Raw genomic sequence first — 17747 nt, 5'->3', positions numbered from 1 at the left:
AAGGGATTTTTTGTTTGCGGTCACTAACGTCAAACTGTTTTAATTATTGTGAGTTTATGAAAATTATATAAGGCTCATAAAAAGTTGTGTAATATATTTTAACAAGTATTGAGCTAACTTTCCTATATCATTTAATGATTTGAAAAAACTGTTAAATAATTGATTTTCAATTCACATCATTCACCTTAAAACCAGAACATTTTGATCCTTGCTATTAAAAATACATTCGCCGAAATTGGAGAAACCACAATATTCGCCAAAAGGTTTTTTAAGGAGGTTTTTGTTCCGCCTTACGAAACTCGAGAGTTCCTAAAACAATGTTATGTTATAGGATATAAATCTCTGCCTTTGGTTGCTATTACCGGTTTTATTATGGGCTTGGTGCTTACGCTTCAATCTCGTCCGACTTTAGTAAAATTTGGAGCAGAATCGTGGCTTCCGGGAATGGTGGCGCTTTCGCTGATTAGAGAAATTGCTCCTGTAATCACTGCATTGATTTGTGCAGGAAAAATTTCTTCAGGAATTGGTGCCGAATTAGGATCAATGAAAGTAACCGAACAGATTGATGCCATGGAAGTTTCAGCTATAAATCCGTATAACTATTTGGTTGTAACTAGAGTTCTAGCCTGCACTCTGATGGTTCCAATTTTAGTGTTTTTTGCAGATGCTATCGGAATTATTGGTGGCTACGTCGGCATAAACATTCATGGAGATGTCAATTTTTACAGGTTTTTAACTCAAATCGTCCAATCTTTAGAATATTTAGACCTTCTTCCTGCCACTCTTAAAACTTTCTTCTTTGGATTTTTTATCGGAATTATTGGCTGTTTCAAAGGTTTTAATGCTTCTAACGGAACAGAAAGTGTAGGACGAGCAGCAAATTCTGCAGTAGTTACAGCATCATTAAGCATTTTTATAATTGATATGGTCGCTGTTCAAATAACCGATTTATTCTTTTAAAATGATGAAGGAAAAATTACATAAAGAACCTAAAACAAAAGAAAAAGATCTAACTCCGATTATTGAGATTAAAGATCTGCACAAAACTTTTGGAAAAGATAATGCCGTTTTAAAAGGCGTAAATCTCACTTTGAATAAAGGCGAAGATTTGGTGGTTTTAGGGCGTTCAGGCTCTGGAAAATCGGTCACGATAAAATGTATCGTTGGATTGATTGAACCAGACAAAGGAGAAATCAAAGTTTTTAATGAAAACGTTCTTAATATTTCAAAAAGCGAGCTGAATGAAATTAGAGTCCGAATCGGATTTTTGTTCCAAAGTGGAGCACTTTACGATTCGATGTCCGTTAGAGAAAATCTCGCTTTTACCTTGACTAAACACAAACGTGATTTAAGTGCTGACGAAGTCGAAAATGAAGTAATGGAAGCATTAGAAAATGTAGGACTTGCCGACGCCATTGACAAAATGCCTTCTGAGCTTTCTGGAGGAATGAAAAAAAGAATTGGTCTGGCGCGCACGCTAATCTTAAAACCTGAAATTATTCTCTACGACGAACCTACAACAGGTTTGGATACGATAACGTCAAGAGAAATCAGTGAATTGATTTTAGATATCAAACACAAACAAAAAACCTCTTCGATCATTATCACGCACGATATGGCTTGTGCAAAAATGACGGCCGATCGAATTGTGGTTTTAAAAGATGGTGTAATTCACGCCGAAGGTACATACGAAGAATTAGAAAAAGACGAAGACGAATGGGTTCGCTCATTTTTTGAATAAAGCAAAATAAATAATGGAAATCATGGAAAAGCAATCTGGATATACTTGGAAATTAGGAATGTTTGTAACGATAGGGTTACTGCTTTTTATACTGGCGGTATATTTTATCGGAAAACAACAAAACCTCTTTGGTTCAACGTTTCATATTACTTCTCAGTTTAAAACAGTAAGCGGTTTAGAAGTCGGAAATAATGTTCGTTTCTCCGGAATTAATGTGGGAACAGTCGAACAAATTCAGCTAAAAAATGACTCAACCGTCGTGGTAGTTTTGGTAATGAAAGAAGAAGTTCGAAAATTCATTAAAACCGATGCAACAGCTAGTATTGGTTCAGATGGTTTAATGGGAGATAAAGTGCTGACCATTTCGCCAGGCGTCAAGTCTAAAAAAGAGATTGAAGACAACGGACAGATTGCTTCTGTTGACGGAATTGAAATGCATGATATCATGAAAAGCGTGAAAAAAAGCGTTGATAATATTGGTGTGATTTCAGACGAAATAGCCATTTTCAGCCACAGCATGAACAACGGAAACGGTGCTTTGGCAAGATTGGTTAAAGATGATAAAATGGCAAACAGCGTTTCCAATACGCTTTCTAATCTAGAAACGGGAACAAAAGGTTTCAGTGAGAACATGGAAGCTGCAAAAAGCAATTTCCTATTTAGAGGCTACTTCAAGAAAAAAGAAAAAGAGAAAAAGGAAAAGCAAGAGGAAAGAAAAGAGAAACAAGAAGAAGCTAAAAAAGAGAAGGAAGAGAAGAAAGAAGCAAAAAAAGAGAAGCAAGACGACCAAAAGAAAGAGGAACAGCAAAAACAGGAAGAAGCTAAAAAAGCTGAAACTGAGAAAAAGTAATTATGTGTTAAATCTCAAATTTCAAATTCCAATTTTCATTTGATGTTCTCCTGAGCGAAGTCAAAAAACAAGCATTAGAAAAAATCCAAATCCAGCATATCACAATTCACAACTCACAATTCACAATTAAAAAGTATATGCCTAGTACATTTAAACATACCGCCATAAAAGTTTTAAAAATTACTGGAATCACGATTGCGGTGATTTTATTTTTGCTGTTTATTATTCCGCTGCTATTTCCTGGGAAAATTGCTTCGGAAGTGAAGAAAATTGCCAATGAGCGTCTGGATACCAAATTGGAATTTACTAAATCTAAACTTTCATTTTTCACGCATTTTCCTTCACTAACCGTTTCGCTAGACGATTTGTCTTTAACGGGATCTAAGCCATTCAGCAATGATACTTTATTAAAAGCAGATCAAGTTGCTTTTGGAATTGATATCAAAAGGCTGCTTTTTGACAATGAAGTTAAAATCAATAAACTATATGTTTCAGATGCTTTAATCAATGTAATGGTCAATGAAAAGGGTCAGGCGAATTATAATATTTACGTAGCACCCGAGGATCGAAACAAAAAAGAAGATCCGAATGCTCCAGAAGAAGGAACAGCAATCAGACTAGAACGTATAGATTTACAAAATTGTCATGTAAAATATAATGATCGTTCTGCAAAGATTCTCGTCGATGCAAAAGGCTTTAATTATATTGGAAAAGGGAATTTGAGCGATGATATTTTTGATCTCGCAACAGATGCCAAAATTGATAATCTTGATTTCTATTATGACCGAACTGGTTATTTAAGACGAAAAAAAGTGAGTGCCGATTTAATTACCCGCATCAATACTCATGCGCTTACTTTTATTCTGCAGAAAAACGAACTTCATATTAATAAACTGCCTTTAAAATTTACTGGACTTTTTACCATCTTACGTGAAGGCTACAAAATCAACATTAAAGCAGCTTCAGAAAATACAACGGTAAAAGATTTACTTTCTGTAATGCCACCCGAATATTTAACGTGGCTTGAAAAAACTGAAATCTCCGGAAGAAGCGATTTACTGCTTACTTTCAAAGGAGATTATAATGTTTCGAAAAAACAAAAACCAAACTTGGCTTTCAATTTAAAAATTAATGAAGGTTCGGTAAATTATAAAAATGCGCCAGTTCCTTTAACCGATTTTCAAATGGATTTGAATGCGATGCTTCCGTCTCTCGACACCGAACAATTGCTGGTTAATTTGAGAACCTTGAAATTTAAAGTAGGCGACAAAGATTATTTTAATGCTTATCTGCACAGCAAAGGTTTAAGCGAAATGTCGATAAATGCAAGCGTAAAAGGTGCATTGGATCTTGCTATTGTTGACGCCGCATTAGGGTTGGAAAATATTGATTTGAAAGGAATTCTAAAAACCGATATTCAGGCTCGAGGAGTTTTTAGCACTTCTAAAAAATTATTTCCTAAAACGATTGGCGGTATTTCTTTAAGAAACGGATGGCTGAAAACGAAATATTACCCAAATCCTATTACCAATATCACTTTTATAGCCAATATGCTAAATAAAGCAGGAACTTATCAGGATTTGATTGTTGCGGTAGCACCTGCTTCTTTCACTTTTGAAGGAAATCCAGTGTATGTCAATGCTACTTTATCCGATTTTAGCGATCTGGCTTATAACGCCAAAATTAAAGGCGAATTGAATGTTGGTCGAATCTATCAGGTTTTTTCTCAAAAAGGTTTGGATTTAACAGGTTATGCCAAAGCTGATCTTTCTTTAAAAGGAAAACAAAGTTACGCCACAACTGGCCAATATGATAAACTCGATAATAAAGGGACTTTATTGCTAAAAAACATAAAAGCAACTTCCGAATTGTTCCCGAAAGCTTTCTTTATTAAAGAAGGACATTTCCGTTTTCAAAATGAAAAAATGTGGTTTGAGAAGTTTAACGCTTCCTACGGAAAATCAGATTTTGACATTAACGGTTATTTGCTCAATACCATCAATTATTTCTTAGAATCTAAAGGGACTTTGAGCGGTAACTTCAACCTAAAATCAAAACTGATTAATGTTGACGAATTTATGGCGCTTAAAGAAGGTGAAAACAACGATCGAAATATTGAAGTAGAATATGCCAAAGAAGACCATCCAAAAATGAGTGGCGTTGTCATAATTCCAGAAAACTTAAATGTCACTTTAAATGCAAATGCTGACAAAATCGAGTACAATAAATTGATTTTTAACAAACTGAATGGAAAAATCGGAATAAAAAAAGAAGGATTTTACTTAGAAAATATTACCTTTAATATCATTGGGTGTGTTTTAGGCATTAATGCATTGTACAAAGACGAGTCTCCTACTTCTGCACATTTTGATGCTCATTTTACAGCAAAAGACTTTGATGTTCAGAGAGCTTACAAAGAGATTCCAATGTTTCATGATATGGTTACTGCAGCCGAAAAAGCGCATGGAGTAATCTCTGTTGATTACAATGTAAAAGGCGATTTGAACGGAAATATGGGACCAATTTATGAATCTATGCAAGGTGGAGGAACGATTAATTTACGTGATGTTAAAATTAAAGGACTGAAACTTTTTGACGGAATCAGTTCTAAAACGGGACAAAGCGGTTTGAATAATCCTGATATGAAAGGAATTGAAATTAAATCGACTATTGATAAAAATCTTATACATATTGAGCCATTTACCTTTAATGTCGCCAGTTTCAGACCGACTATTAAAGGAACTACAAGCTTTGACGGACTTCTGGATCTAAGAATGCGTTTAGGTCTTCCGCTTTTCGGAATTATAGGTTTTCCAATTGTAATTACTGGAACGCATGAAGCTCCAAAAATCAAAATATTCAGTAAAACAGGACAAGAAATTGATCCGGCTGTTTATGATGAAAAAAACAATAAAGTTATTCGAGAAGAAAAAGTAAGCAAATCCAAAACAAAAAAATAATGAATTCTAAATCTCAGCATAATAGCAGCGCATTCGAAAAGTTTGCCACAAAAGTTTCCAAAGCTGCAGGAAGCACGCCCGCTTTTATTGGTGCATTTATTCTTGTGGTGCTTTGGGCTGTTTTGGGTCCTGTTTTCGATTATTCAGAAACCTGGCAGCTGGTCATTAATACAGGCACTACAATTATTACTTTTTTAATGGTGTTTTTAATTCAGAAAGCACAAAACAAAGACTCACTTGCCATCCAGTTAAAATTAAACGAACTCGTGGCTTCAAATGAATTATCCAGCAATAGTCTTGTGGATATTGAAAGCATGACCGAAGAAGAAATGATCATCATTCAGAAATACTATCATCGATTGAGTGAACTTGCCAAAAAAGACCAAAACATTAAAACCTCACATTCTATAGCTGAAGCACAAGAGCTTCATAATCGTAAAATGGAGAAAAAAATAAAACCAAATAAACCGAAAAGGACTTCCAAAAACAGCACTAAAAAATAACCAGAAATGAAACTAAGTTCTACCGAAACCTATTGGCCATTAAAAAATGCCCAGAAGCAAAGTTATCCTTCTATTAATTCTGATATCCATACCGATGTTTTAATTATCGGCGGTGGCATTACAGGTGCCTTAACGGCTTATAAATTATTAAATGAAGGAAAAAAAATTGTTCTTGTAGACCGTCGGGATGTCTGCGGCGGAAGCACTTCGGGCAGTACGGCTTTACTGCAATATGAAATTGATGTTCCTTTACATCAGCTCATCAAACTTCGAGGAGCAAGATGTGCGGTAGACAGTTATCAAAATGGAAAAAAAGCAATTTTTGATCTTCGAAATATTATTGATGAAGTAGGCTGTGATTGCGGTTTTGAATTCAAAAAAAGCATCTATTTTACCACGTTAAAAAAAGATGTTCCGTATTTAAAAAACGAATTTAAAGCCAGAAAACAACATGGTTTTGAGATCAGCTGGCTCAGCCGATCAGAACTTCAAAAAATGGGACTGAATGCCATTGCGGGTATAGAATCTAAAACCGCAGCAGTTATGGATCCGTTTAAATTGGCGACCGACCTTTTGTTTCATTGTCATGAAAAAGGAATGCAGATTTTTGACCGCACTAATATTGCTTCCATACAGCATCAAAAAGGCAAAATTATTGCCACTACAGGTTCCAAACACGTCATTACAGCCGATCATATTATTCATTGCACGGGTTACGAAAGCACAGAAACTTTAAAAGAAAAAGTAGTCGATTTAAAAAGCACTTACGTTATTGCTTCTGAAAGTCAGCCTGATCTTCCTGAAAATTTTAAACACGCTATATTTTGGGATACCGCTTCTCCATATCATTACATAAGAACAACCGAAGATAATCGCATCATAATGGGTGGCGGAGATGAAGATTTTAAAGACACCAATAAACGTGATAAACTGCTGCCTAAAAAAGAGCAATATCTATTAAAACAATTTTACAAACGCTTTCCCGATCTGGATTTTAAAATCGATTACTCCTGGGCAGGCACTTTTGGAGAAACCAAAGACGGTCTTCCCTACTTTGGCAAACCAAATCCGAGGAAAAACGAACATTATATTCTAGGTTTCGGAGGAAACGGAATCACCTTCAGTGTCCTCGGAATTAACTCAATCCTGGATTCTCTTCATAACAAAAAAAATACAGATTTGGAGTATTATAGGTTTGGGCGTTAGAAAGATACTAAGTTGCTAAGATTCTAAGTTTCTGAGAAAAAAACTTAGAAACTTAGCAACTCAGAAACTTAGCAACTTAGAGCACCAACTCCATCTGAATATTACATCTTTTGTACGGAGTTTCAAGACCGAAAACTTTCTCGAAACCTAATTTATAATATAAATTTATGGCAGGTTTTAAGATAGTATTGCTTTCTAAATATATTTTTTTTGCTCCGAGTTCTTTTGCTTTCTCCGCAATTGCTTTTCCTAAAAGCCAGCCAATGCTTTTTCCTTGCGCTTTTGGCGAAACAGCCATTTTTGCCATTTCAAAATCGTATTCCGAATTATTCATTTTAATCAAAGCACAAACACCGACAGGTTCATTTTGATATAAAGCCACTAGAATTTTTCCGCCTTTTTTCAAAATATAATCTTCAGGATTATCCAGCGCTTTATAATCGGCTTCTTCCATTTCAAAATATTTCGAGATCCATTCTACATTCAATTCCCTAAAAGCTTGCTGATATTCTGCTTTATACTCCACAATTTCTACGTCTTTACTTTCTCTCTTTTTCTTTTGTTCACGAACTCTTTTAATCAGAGATTTTTGCTCCAGTAAAAATTCCCATTCTTCTAATGCTGCCCATAGATTATGTTTGCTTTCTGCAATTATTTCATCAATTGCAACATCGATATCTTCCAATTGCTGTTTGATATTTTTAGAAATCAAACTTCCTTTTTCAGTAAGAACGACATTATTCTTTCTTTTATCTTCTGTTTTTTCAGTTTCTTCAACCAGCCCAGCGCCAATCATTTCTTGAATAATTTTACTCACAGAAGGCTGAGAATGCCCAATTTCATTAGCGATTTCGGTAATTGTAATTTCGCGTTCCTCCGCTAACGTATAAAACACAGGAAACCATTTCGGCACAAATTCAACACCATACAATTCATAAATTTTCGCAGCATCGTCTGTAACAACAGCAGTCATTAAACGTAAACGACTTCCTAAGGCCGCTTTTCCAACTTTATTAAAAAATTCCATAACAATAATTAATTATATAACCAGTTATACAAATGTATAATTTTTTTTTATACTAAGAAACTAAGGTTCTAAGATTCTAAGTTTTTTTTGAAAACTATAGAATCTTAGAACCTTAATGTGTATATAATGTGCTTTATAGCTAGCGACTTTATTTTTTTTTAGATGCTAAGCTTCTGAGGCTGTAAGTTCTCCTTAAAGCTTAGTATCTTAGAATCTCAGAACCTTAGCAACTCCGGCCGTTAGGCCGTAATAGCCAATGCATTCAAATTAAACTTGTATTCTTTTGGGCTGCAGTTGAATTTTTGTTTGAAAATTTTAGAGAAATAGCTTCTACTAGTAAAACCAATGCAATAGACTATTTCTGAAATATTTAGATCTGAAGTTCTGATGAGGATTTCTGCTTTTAGAACTCTCATGTGTGTGATATAATCATTTACGGTTCTATTATGAATCATTTTAAAACCTTCCTGAAGTTTATTTGGAGAAAGACCCGATTTTTTGCTTAGCGATTTTATAGAAAAAGCTTCTTCTGGATTTGATTTTATAAATTCAGAAAGCTCTTTTACTTCTTCTAGTTCTCTTAATGTCAATCCGTTTGCTTCGTTTGCAAAAGCATGTAAATCGTCAGAATGCTGCTGAATTTCCATGGCAAGGATAATTCTCATGATCCCTTCTTTCAATAAATTTCTAACAATTCCGGTTTGAGTAATCGAATTAAGCTGTTCGATTTTCTCCGCAATCTGCAAATTATAAGATCCGATGTAAAAGAAATCTGTTACCTGATTATTCTCAAAAAAGGTATCTTTTACTTGCTGGTTTAAAGAATGCGTCTGACTCACAGCATCAACTTGAGTTCCAACAATAATTAAAGTCAGTTTTGTTTTCTTTCCTTTTTCAAAGAATAAAACATTGTCCTGATTGTGTTTTGATGTAACAATTGCCGTCTGAAAAGTTTTTAGTTTTCGCTCCTCACCATTTAATCCAAAACTATGCGAAAGATTTCCTTTAGAACAATAAGCAAAATAAATTGGTGACGATTTTACATTCAGAATATCCAACCTGACATCTGTAGAAAATGTCATATCAAACTGAACGTACGATATATTATCATTAAAAGAAGCTCCAATAATTGCACCTTCGGCAAAACTGTTTTCTACTTCAAGTGAATATTCGTCTAAGTCAAAAGTCACTTTTCCGCCAAAACTAGTTTGAAGTTCGTCAAATATATTTTGAGTTTTTTCTGTATTTATAGTAACTATTTTCATGGTCCGCCGGATTTAAAATTATAATTTGCTAAACAGATTATTTCTAGAAATCTGAAATTCAAAGTTCGTTTAAAGACAGACCAAAAATGTTATATAATTTTTCGGTTTTGTTTTATAATTCCTTATTAATGTTTATTTTAACACAAACCAGAATTACATTAAAAAATAAATATGAAAAGTTTTTCGTTTGCTCCAATAAGTTCTCCAACTTCCAAAATTCTGATTTTAGGCACAATGCCAGGAACAAAATCTTTAGAATTAAGTCAGTATTATGGTCATAACCAAAATAACTTTTGGAAATTTATGTTTCAAATTCTTGACGAAGAATTTTCCAATGATTATGAAATACGAAAAAACCTGTTAATTAAAAATAATATCGCGCTTTGGGATGTCTTACAATTTTGCGATCGTGTTGGAAGCTTGGATAGCGCTATTAAAAATGAAATCGCAAATGATTTTGAAAGTTTCTTAGAAACTCATCCTAAAATAGAGAACATTCTTTTTAACGGACAGAAAGCGGAGGCGTTTTTTAAAAAGTATGTTCATTTAAACAAAGAGTATAAAACATTTACACTTCCGTCTACAAGTCCAGCCAATGCTGGCAAGACTTTTCAAGACAAATTAAACGAATGGAAAGTCATTAAAACCTTATTATAGATACTGCTATTTTATAGAATAAAAAGATGAATATTGAAATCATGTAACTTTTTCCGTTTAAAGTATAACAAAATATAGCCACTCTCAATCTAATTTTACATCAAAGAAAAATAAGCCCTAGTGAAGATTTGATTACCGAAATGAAAAGGCTTTCTTCTTATTAAAATTTACAAAGCAAACTGTAAAAAGTTTAGTCTATAAAGAGAACATTGGTTATGTTAGTTTATTTTTGGGAAAAAGCTACTCTATAGAAATATAGAGTAGTTTTGTTTTTATAGGCTACCATTAAAAAATAAAAACATGAAAATTCAGACATATTATAATCATATACGATTTTATACCCCGCACCATTTTATATACTATCCTGTTTTAATTTTATTCTTGATTGCAAGCATTTATTTGAGCATTACAACAGAAGATCATTTGATATGGGCATTTATAAGTGTTGCCTTTATCTTTCTTTTTGTACTGGCTTATATGCTTCGTCAGCACTATGCATTGACGCTTCAAAATAGAATTGTACGATTAGAAATGCGTTATCGTTATTTTACTTTAACTGGCAAAAGATTTGAAGAATTTGAATACAAACTTACAGACGATCAAATATTTGCTCTTAGATTTGCGCCAGATAACGAATTGATTCCGCTTGTAGAAGATGTTTTAAAAAACAGCTTAACTGGCGATGCTATCAAAAAAGCAATCGTACACTGGAAAGCAGATTACCATAGGGTCTAAAATAACAATGCTATTAAAATAAAAAACTCCATTTGAAGTTTTCAAAATGGAGCTTTCTTATTGAATATTGCTATTAAACTTTCTTTCTATTGAAAATAAGATAAAACAGAAACAAGATAATCCAAACTGAAAAAATCACAATAAAATAAATTGCACTGATATTTGGGTGCAGAAAGTTAGGATTATAAAACAGTTTGTCTAAAGTCGTGAATTTTTCGGTTAAAGCTTTTCTATCAAAATTATTTCTAATTCCGTTAAGAGGTTCATCTTGATTATTTCTGTAATGATAAACATCTTGAGTCAAAAGCTTTGGAATCACGTTTGTTTCTATATTGTATTTCTTCAAAAGCGTATCCAACTTCTGGAAAGTATACGTTAGCGAATCTTTCTTAGAATTGTACAGCAATTTATAACGATCTACAGCTGCGTGATACGTTTGTTTGTTAATAGAATCGCCTTTAATTGGATTGAATAACGATTTATTCTCTAGAAAAATACAAATGTCCTCATCATGTTCGGGATGCACCTGAATGCTTTTAAAAACAATTTCGGTGCTATCTCCCAAAACTGTTTTTGAGATTACTCTTTTGTATAATTCTTCTTTATCAAAACCAAGAATATCAAAAATGCTATCTGCTTTATTTGTTGTTTTATCAAAACTGCTTGTTAGGGCTTTTATGGTGTCAACACTATAATAACTCGTTTCTATTATCGGATATTCACCAGGCGAAATAGTATCGTCCTGCTTAATTACAGGATATGGTTTTGGATATAAAATGTTCTCATAATTAAATAATTTCTCAGAACTGTAAGAAGTATATCCATACAAAAACGGATTTAAAACATTCAGCAGTTTTTTGTCATTATTAAAATCATTTTCAGACAATTCCGTTTTCAGTTTAGCATTCATTCCGAAACTATAACTCATGAAAAACGAAAAAGTCAAAAACGAAATCAGCAGCAGACAAACGGCCACTTTAAAAAGATTTCCTCCTTTATAATTTTCCCTCGAATGATTACGAACCAGAAAAATCAAAAAGAAAAGCAGAAACAATCCGCTTACAAAAAAATGAGAAATCGAAACGTCATCATAAAACTTAAATCGGTAAAACTCTGCATAGATATTGATTTTTCCGATTCCTTTAAAAGTAAAATAACCGTATAAAAAATAGGCTAAATGAATTAAGGCTAGTACAATAAAAGATTTTATAAAATAACGTTTTAGATTTTTGGTCATTTTTAAAAGGTGCTAAGGTTCTGAGATTCTAAGTTTTTATTTACAAAGTTTGAAAGATACTGAAATTTTGTTTCTTCGATAGTAAAAAATATAAGAAAAATTCTAAAAAAAAGACGCACAATGTGCGTCTTTAAAAAACCTTAGTACCTTAGCAACTCAGAACCTCTATTTAGAAATATCAAACCCTTCCTTCACTATTTCACTTTCGACCTTATCTATTAATTTATTCGTTTTTCCTGTTAATCTTTCTTTTTTCCAATCGCCTTTCACATAAAGAATTAAAGTAATTAAAGCCGTTACAACAGAAGAAATTGGGAAAGCCCACCAAATTCCAATTTTGCCTAATGAAGTATTATGCGACAAAATAAAAGCAAGCGGAAATTGTATTACCCATTGCGAAACCAAAGTCAGAATCATAGGCAATTTGGTATTTCCAACAGCTCTAAAAACACCTGTCAAACAAAGCTGCAAACCTAAAAATCCCCAAGAAAGGCAAGTAATTCTCAGCAATTCTGTTCCACCCTCAATAACTGCTTGATCATTTGGAACAAAGAATGCAATTAAATACGGAGCAAAAATAAAAGCTATAATTCCAAGACCAGTCAATAACCCGAAACCTAAATACGCTCCTAGTTTTGAAATTTCAGCGGCACGATCAACATTTCCTGCTCCAATATTCTGTCCAACAAGAGTTGCAATCGCCATTGATAGACCCAAAGCCGGAATTAAAATCAGCTGAATCAAGTTGGAACCTGCACCATAAGAAGCGACAGTTAAAGTACCAAAACGTACAATCAAAAATGTGATCGCCATCATTCCTAAAGCACGCATTGACTGCTCGATTGAAGATGGAAATCCAATTTCAAAAGCTCTTTTTATATGTTTGTAATCTGGTTTAAAATCGGAAATGCGTAGATGAATTCCGTGTTTTCCTCTAAACAAAATTGCAAATCCGATCATAATAGCCAAAAGCTGTGTAAATAAAGTTGCCAAAGCTGCTCCTTTTACACCTAATGCCGGAATGAAATTCCATCCGTAAATAAATAACGGATCTAGCGCAAAATTCAAAATAACAGTGCCGAGAACAATATAAACGGGCAACGTCACGCGACCAACTCCACGCATAATCGATTGGAAAATCATAAATCCGAAACTAAAAACCAGTCCCACAAAAGCCACTCTCATAAAACCTAAAGCATCTACATAAACTGTAGGCTCGACCTTTAATAGGTATAAAAAATACGGACTCAAAATGTAACCTATAATTGACAGAAAAACAGACACAATAATTACCATTGATAAAGTCTGAGCTGCCACGTGATTGACCATTTTCTGGTTTCCGGCTCCAAAATATTGCGCAATTAAGATAGAACCCGCAATTGCCAATCCCGTTCCTAAAGCAATGGTTAAAAATATTACAGGCGTACTGATCGAAACTGCCGCAACGGCATCTCCGCCCAAACGCCCTACCCAAAAAGCATCTACCAACTGATATGCGGCTTGTAAAAGATTAGCAATCATAATCGGGACTGCTAATTTTAATAATGAAGAAAGGATTGGCCCTTCTAACAATTCGTTTTTTTTCATTTAGTTCAAATAGTTATTTAAAAATCAGTTGACATATCAACTTTTAAAGTTCAAAAAAAATTAAAGCGTTTCTAACTTGTCTGCGTACGATCTAACTGCATCGAGCGCTTCTACTCTTTCTTTTGGAGTAAAAACAGACATCACTTCTTCTTCGGCTCTTTTCATCAAAGATCTAATGCTTTTGGCTAGAGTAATTCCTTCGTTTGTAAGACTTACAATATTTTTACGTTTATCCACTTTGTCTTTTACAACCTCAACAAGATTCTTTTTTTCGAGTGCTGTAATGCTTCTTAAAATCGACGATTTGTCACGCATTGTTTTGTCTGACAATTCTCTTTGCGAAAGGCTTTTATGGTGCAGAATCATCAATAATGGCAATTGTTCCAGCTGCAATGTAATTCCAGCTTCATTCATTAACGCATTTGTACGTCTGAAAATTGCTCGTTTTATACGATGAATCTGGAAGAAGAAACTATCTGATATTTCCTCTTTCCAAAAATTTGAAAAATTCTCTTTATCGGTGTGTTTAATTTCCATGCGACAAAATTACAAAAAAGAGTGACATGTCAACCATTTTTCTAAACAATTCCTTATTTTACTGATATACAATCATTTTATAAAAATAATTCGATGAAAAAAAGAAAAATGAACGATTATTTTTACTAACTTTAATTGTTAAATATTGCCTAATAAAAACTTAAAAATTACTCTGATGAAACAATTATTTATTTTTTTGGTAATGATGCTCCTTTGGATTCCGCTAAATGCTCAAACAGTTGCAGAAACCAGTAAAGACGAAGACTTAACAACAATTGTAAAAACTGAAAAAGATGATTTTCAAGATACGTCTTTAGAAGATCTGCCCTGGCACAATAGAAAATTTAAAGTTACTGCTGGTGGTTTTTTTCCTGTAAATAATACTCAAGTTAAAGTTGAAGGCAATAACGGAAATATAGGAACTGAAATTGATCTTGAAAATGATTTAGGATTTTCTAAATCGACCGTATCATTTTTAGGAACATTTGATTGGCGTATTTCCAAAAGATCACGACTAGGTTTTGAATATTTTGTACTAGATAGAACTGCAACAAAAACATTGCAAAGAGATATAAATTTCGGAGACCATACTTACCCATTGAATGGAAGTGTTCGTGGTACTTTTAATGTTCAGATTGCTAGAATTGCTTATGGTTACGCTATTTTATCCAAACCAAAATATCAAGCTGGTTTATTAATTGGTGCGCATGTTCTTTTTGCAGATTTAGGTCTAAAATTAAATGCCAATACACAAAGTTTAGAATATCATGATAAGTTTGACTTTACTGCTCCACTGCCAGATGTTGGAATTTGGGGAGAATTTGTTCTCGGAAAACGCTGGGGTTTATATGCCAACGTAAATTATCTTGCTGTAAAAATTAATGACACCGATGGCCGAATCATAAGCTATAATTTATCGGTTCTATATAATGTAGTAGACAACTTTAGTCTTACTGCAGGTTATACCGGCTTGAATTTTAGAGTAGACACGGTTCAAGAACGTTTAAACGGTTTCTTAAAATGGGGATACAACGGACCAACAATAACAGCGGTGTATACTTTTGGAAAACATGTTAAAGTAACTAAATAAAGATTCTGAGGTGCTAAGATGCTAAGGTTCTAAGTTTTTTTAACCGCAAAGAGCGCTAAGGATTACGCAAAGTTCGCAAAGGTTTTATACAAAACTTTGCGAACTTTGCGTTTTAAAAAAATCTGTATTAAAAAAATCTTTGCGTGCTTTGCGTAAAAACTTTACGCTCTTTGCGGTAAAATTATACTCAAAGTATCTCCAACCTGAAACTTGAAACCTGAAACAAAAAAAAAATAAACCCGATAACTCTCCAGCTATCGGGTTTATTGCCAAACTTAAACTTACTTAACTTAACTCAAAATAAAACTTAACTCAAAATATTTATTTTTCGATTGGAGAGAATTTTACTGCTGTTCCTCCGCCAGCTGCCAATTTGATATCTAAAACAGTTTTACTGTTTACTTTTTGTTTAGAGATTGTAACTGGATACGGATTGGTTTTATAATTTGCTCCAGGTCCGTCTGCATAGATTTCTGCTTCGTATTCTTTGTCTTTATCTAAAAATGACAAGGCTACTTTTAAGTCTCTTGCATTTCTATTTGTGATTGATCCTAAGTACCAATTTTTCTCATCCCAATCTTTACGGGCAATTGTAGTGTATTCTCCAATTTTAGAATCTAATACTTTAGTATCAGACCAAGTACATGGCACATCTTTTACGAATTGGAATTCTGGTTTGCCTTCATAATTTTCAGGTAAATCGGATGCCATTTGTAACGGACTGAAAATAATAACATACAATGCCAATTGATTTGCTAATGTAGTTTGCACTTTTGCTCCAGATGGAGTTTTGTAATCAAAATTGAAGTTTCCAGGTGTGTAATCAAATGGTCCAGAAAGCATTCTTGTAAATGGCAAAGTTGTTAAATGCTCTGGTGTATTTCCTCCGTCTACCGACCATGCATTATATTCTTGTCCACGTCCGCCTTCTTGAGACATAAAGTTTGGATATGTACGCTGTAAACCCGTTCCTTTCATTGGTTCGTGGTTATCGATCATGATATGATATTTAGCAGCAGTTTCGATTACTTTTCTGTAATGACGCGCTCCGTATTGGCTATCATGCCATTCTTTTTTATCCAAATATTTGTTTACGTAACCCGTTTTTACTGAGTTTACTCCCATTTTCTGATACAGCTTGAACGCATCTTCTAATTGGTTTTCATAATTTTTAGTTGCTCCAGCCGTTTCATGATGTCCTATTAAACGAACATTTTTCACAGCTGCATATTTGGTAATTTCTTCCAAATTAAAGTCTGGGTAGGCTTTTACAAAACTAAATGCAGAACCGTCAGCAGTCCAGTCGCCATCCCAGCCTTCATTCCATCCTTCCACTAAAACTCCATCAAAACCATTTTTCGCAGCAAAATCAATGTATTCTTTTGTGTTTTTGGTTGTTGCGCCATGTTTTGGACCTTGTCCCCAAGTATATTTTTCTAAATGCATTCCCCACCAGATTCCAATATATTTTGAAGGAGTAATCCAAGATAAGTCTTCAATTTTTGAAGGCTCATTTAAATTCAGCATAATAGTTGAAGTTGCTACATCTCCAGGAGTTTTACCCACAACAATAGTTCTCCAAGGTGTTTTAAATGGTGTTTCTGCATATACTTTTACACCATCTGCCCATGGCACCAAATCACTTTTGTATTGTTTGTCTGTAGTTTTTAAAAGCGTCATTGAAGCAAAATCTGTTAAATTGGCTTCGTGAATGGCTACATACAATTTGTCTTTGGTTTCAAAAGTGGCTGGCGTATTAATAGTATCGGTTTTACTCATTAACGTCTTGCGGTATTCACTTTCGTAATAACTGTTTTCGCGATGAACTGGAATCCACCAAACTTCGTTATTATCTTTAAAAGTAAATTGCGTCACTTCATTAGAAATTTTGACTTTTCCTAAGTGAGGCTGTTTTGGAAATTCAAAACGAAATCCAACTCCATCATCAAAAACTCTAAAAATAATATCGACTAAGCGCTCCTCGCCTTTTGCTTCTTTTAAATGAACAATCAGTTCGTTATGATGATCTCTTACTTTTTTGAATTCGCCCCAAGGCTGTTCCCAAGTTTCATCTGCCGATTTTTCTTCTGTAGAAACGACTTCAAAACCATCTGTCATTTTAGCTAAACCTTGAAATTCAAATCCCATAAGTGAAGGTTCAATAACCGATTTTCCGTTAGAAGAAAAACTGTATTGCGGCTGTCCTGAAGGAGTTAATTCAAAAGTTAATTCAGAGACTTTTTCTGGAGAACTGATTTTATACGTTTTTTTAGTACTGCAGGCCATAACCAGCATTGATGCTAAAGCCACAAGACAGTATCTATATTTTCTGTTTTTCATTATTTAAATTGT

General features: G+C 33.8%; 15 protein-coding genes. 9 read left to right on the top strand and 6 right to left on the bottom strand.

What is annotated here, in order from left to right; genetic code table 11:
- Positions 1-201: 201 nt before the first annotated feature.
- The 6 genes from AAYQ05_RS12360 to AAYQ05_RS12335 all read left to right on the top strand — a co-directional run bounded on the left by AAYQ05_RS12360 (position 202) and on the right by AAYQ05_RS12335 (position 7260).
- On the top strand, positions 202-960 hold the full coding sequence (locus AAYQ05_RS12360) for an MlaE family ABC transporter permease (RefSeq protein WP_343543678.1): 759 nt from the start codon (positions 202-204) through the stop codon (positions 958-960).
- 4 nt (positions 961-964) lie between these two features.
- On the top strand, positions 965-1741 hold the full coding sequence (locus AAYQ05_RS12355; RefSeq protein WP_445709715.1) for an ABC transporter ATP-binding protein: 777 nt from the start codon (positions 965-967) through the stop codon (positions 1739-1741).
- Positions 1742-1763: 22 nt separating this feature from the next.
- Positions 1764-2591, top strand: coding sequence for an MlaD family protein (locus AAYQ05_RS12350; RefSeq protein WP_343543674.1), 828 nt, complete (start codon positions 1764-1766; stop codon positions 2589-2591).
- 137 nt (positions 2592-2728) lie between these two features.
- Positions 2729-5551, top strand: a complete 2823-nt coding sequence (locus AAYQ05_RS12345) for an AsmA family protein (protein WP_343543672.1) — start codon at positions 2729-2731, stop codon at positions 5549-5551.
- A complete protein-coding gene (locus AAYQ05_RS12340; RefSeq protein WP_343543670.1) occupies positions 5551-6054 on the top strand; it encodes a low affinity iron permease family protein in 504 nt (167 codons plus the stop codon). Before AAYQ05_RS12345 ends, AAYQ05_RS12340 begins: the two co-directional genes overlap by 1 nt.
- Before the next feature lie 6 nt (positions 6055-6060).
- The gene (locus tag AAYQ05_RS12335; RefSeq protein ID WP_343543668.1) at positions 6061-7260 is read left to right on the top strand and encodes an NAD(P)/FAD-dependent oxidoreductase; all 1200 of its coding nucleotides are present in this window, start codon (positions 6061-6063) and stop codon (positions 7258-7260) included.
- A 76-nt stretch (positions 7261-7336) separates the two neighbouring features.
- On the opposite strand, the gene AAYQ05_RS12330 is transcribed toward AAYQ05_RS12335, so the two are convergent.
- Both AAYQ05_RS12330 and AAYQ05_RS12325 read right to left on the bottom strand, forming a co-directional pair.
- Positions 7337-8287, bottom strand: coding sequence for a bifunctional helix-turn-helix transcriptional regulator/GNAT family N-acetyltransferase (locus AAYQ05_RS12330; RefSeq protein ID WP_343543666.1), 951 nt, complete (start codon positions 8285-8287; stop codon positions 7337-7339).
- Between the two features lie 239 nt (positions 8288-8526).
- Positions 8527-9552 (bottom strand): helix-turn-helix domain-containing protein, encoded by a 1026-nt coding sequence (locus tag AAYQ05_RS12325; protein WP_343543664.1) that lies wholly within the window; start codon positions 9550-9552, stop codon positions 8527-8529.
- Positions 9553-9723: 171 nt separating this feature from the next.
- Between AAYQ05_RS12325 and AAYQ05_RS12320 the strand changes: the two genes are divergently transcribed.
- Together AAYQ05_RS12320 and AAYQ05_RS12315 are read left to right on the top strand one after the other, a co-directional pair.
- Entirely contained in the window at positions 9724-10209 is a 486-nt protein-coding gene (locus tag AAYQ05_RS12320) for a DNA-deoxyinosine glycosylase (protein WP_343543662.1), read from the top strand.
- 300 nt (positions 10210-10509) lie between these two features.
- The gene (locus tag AAYQ05_RS12315; RefSeq protein WP_343543660.1) at positions 10510-10944 is read left to right on the top strand and encodes a DUF6526 family protein; all 435 of its coding nucleotides are present in this window, start codon (positions 10510-10512) and stop codon (positions 10942-10944) included.
- A gap of 73 nt (positions 10945-11017) precedes the next feature.
- Here the strand turns inward: AAYQ05_RS12315 and AAYQ05_RS12310 are convergent, their stop codons facing one another.
- The 3 genes from AAYQ05_RS12310 to AAYQ05_RS12300 all read right to left on the bottom strand — a co-directional run bounded on the left by AAYQ05_RS12310 (position 11018) and on the right by AAYQ05_RS12300 (position 14305).
- Positions 11018-12181 carry a hypothetical protein gene (locus tag AAYQ05_RS12310; RefSeq protein WP_343543658.1) on the bottom strand — a complete coding sequence of 388 codons (1164 nt, stop codon included), beginning with the start codon at positions 12179-12181 and terminating at the stop codon, positions 11018-11020.
- 165 nt (positions 12182-12346) lie between these two features.
- A complete protein-coding gene (locus AAYQ05_RS12305; protein ID WP_343543656.1) occupies positions 12347-13768 on the bottom strand; it encodes an MATE family efflux transporter in 1422 nt (473 codons plus the stop codon).
- A 60-nt stretch (positions 13769-13828) separates the two neighbouring features.
- On the bottom strand, positions 13829-14305 hold the full coding sequence (locus AAYQ05_RS12300; protein ID WP_343543654.1) for a MarR family winged helix-turn-helix transcriptional regulator: 477 nt from the start codon (positions 14303-14305) through the stop codon (positions 13829-13831).
- Positions 14306-14480: 175 nt separating this feature from the next.
- On the opposite strand from AAYQ05_RS12300, the gene AAYQ05_RS12295 reads away from it, so the two are divergent.
- A complete protein-coding gene (locus AAYQ05_RS12295) occupies positions 14481-15395 on the top strand; it encodes a hypothetical protein (protein ID WP_343543652.1) in 915 nt (304 codons plus the stop codon).
- A 321-nt stretch (positions 15396-15716) separates the two neighbouring features.
- On the opposite strand, the gene AAYQ05_RS12290 is transcribed toward AAYQ05_RS12295, so the two are convergent.
- Positions 15717-17735 carry a glycoside hydrolase family 97 protein gene (locus AAYQ05_RS12290; RefSeq protein ID WP_343543651.1) on the bottom strand — a complete coding sequence of 673 codons (2019 nt, stop codon included), beginning with the start codon at positions 17733-17735 and terminating at the stop codon, positions 15717-15719.
- Positions 17736-17747: the final 12 nt, after the last annotated feature.

This window comes from Flavobacterium movens (assembly GCF_039581425.1).
Taxonomy (GTDB): domain Bacteria; phylum Bacteroidota; class Bacteroidia; order Flavobacteriales; family Flavobacteriaceae; genus Flavobacterium; species Flavobacterium luteolum.
Note: the sequence above shows the minus strand (reverse complement) of the source record. Positions and strands in the feature narration are given on the sequence as shown.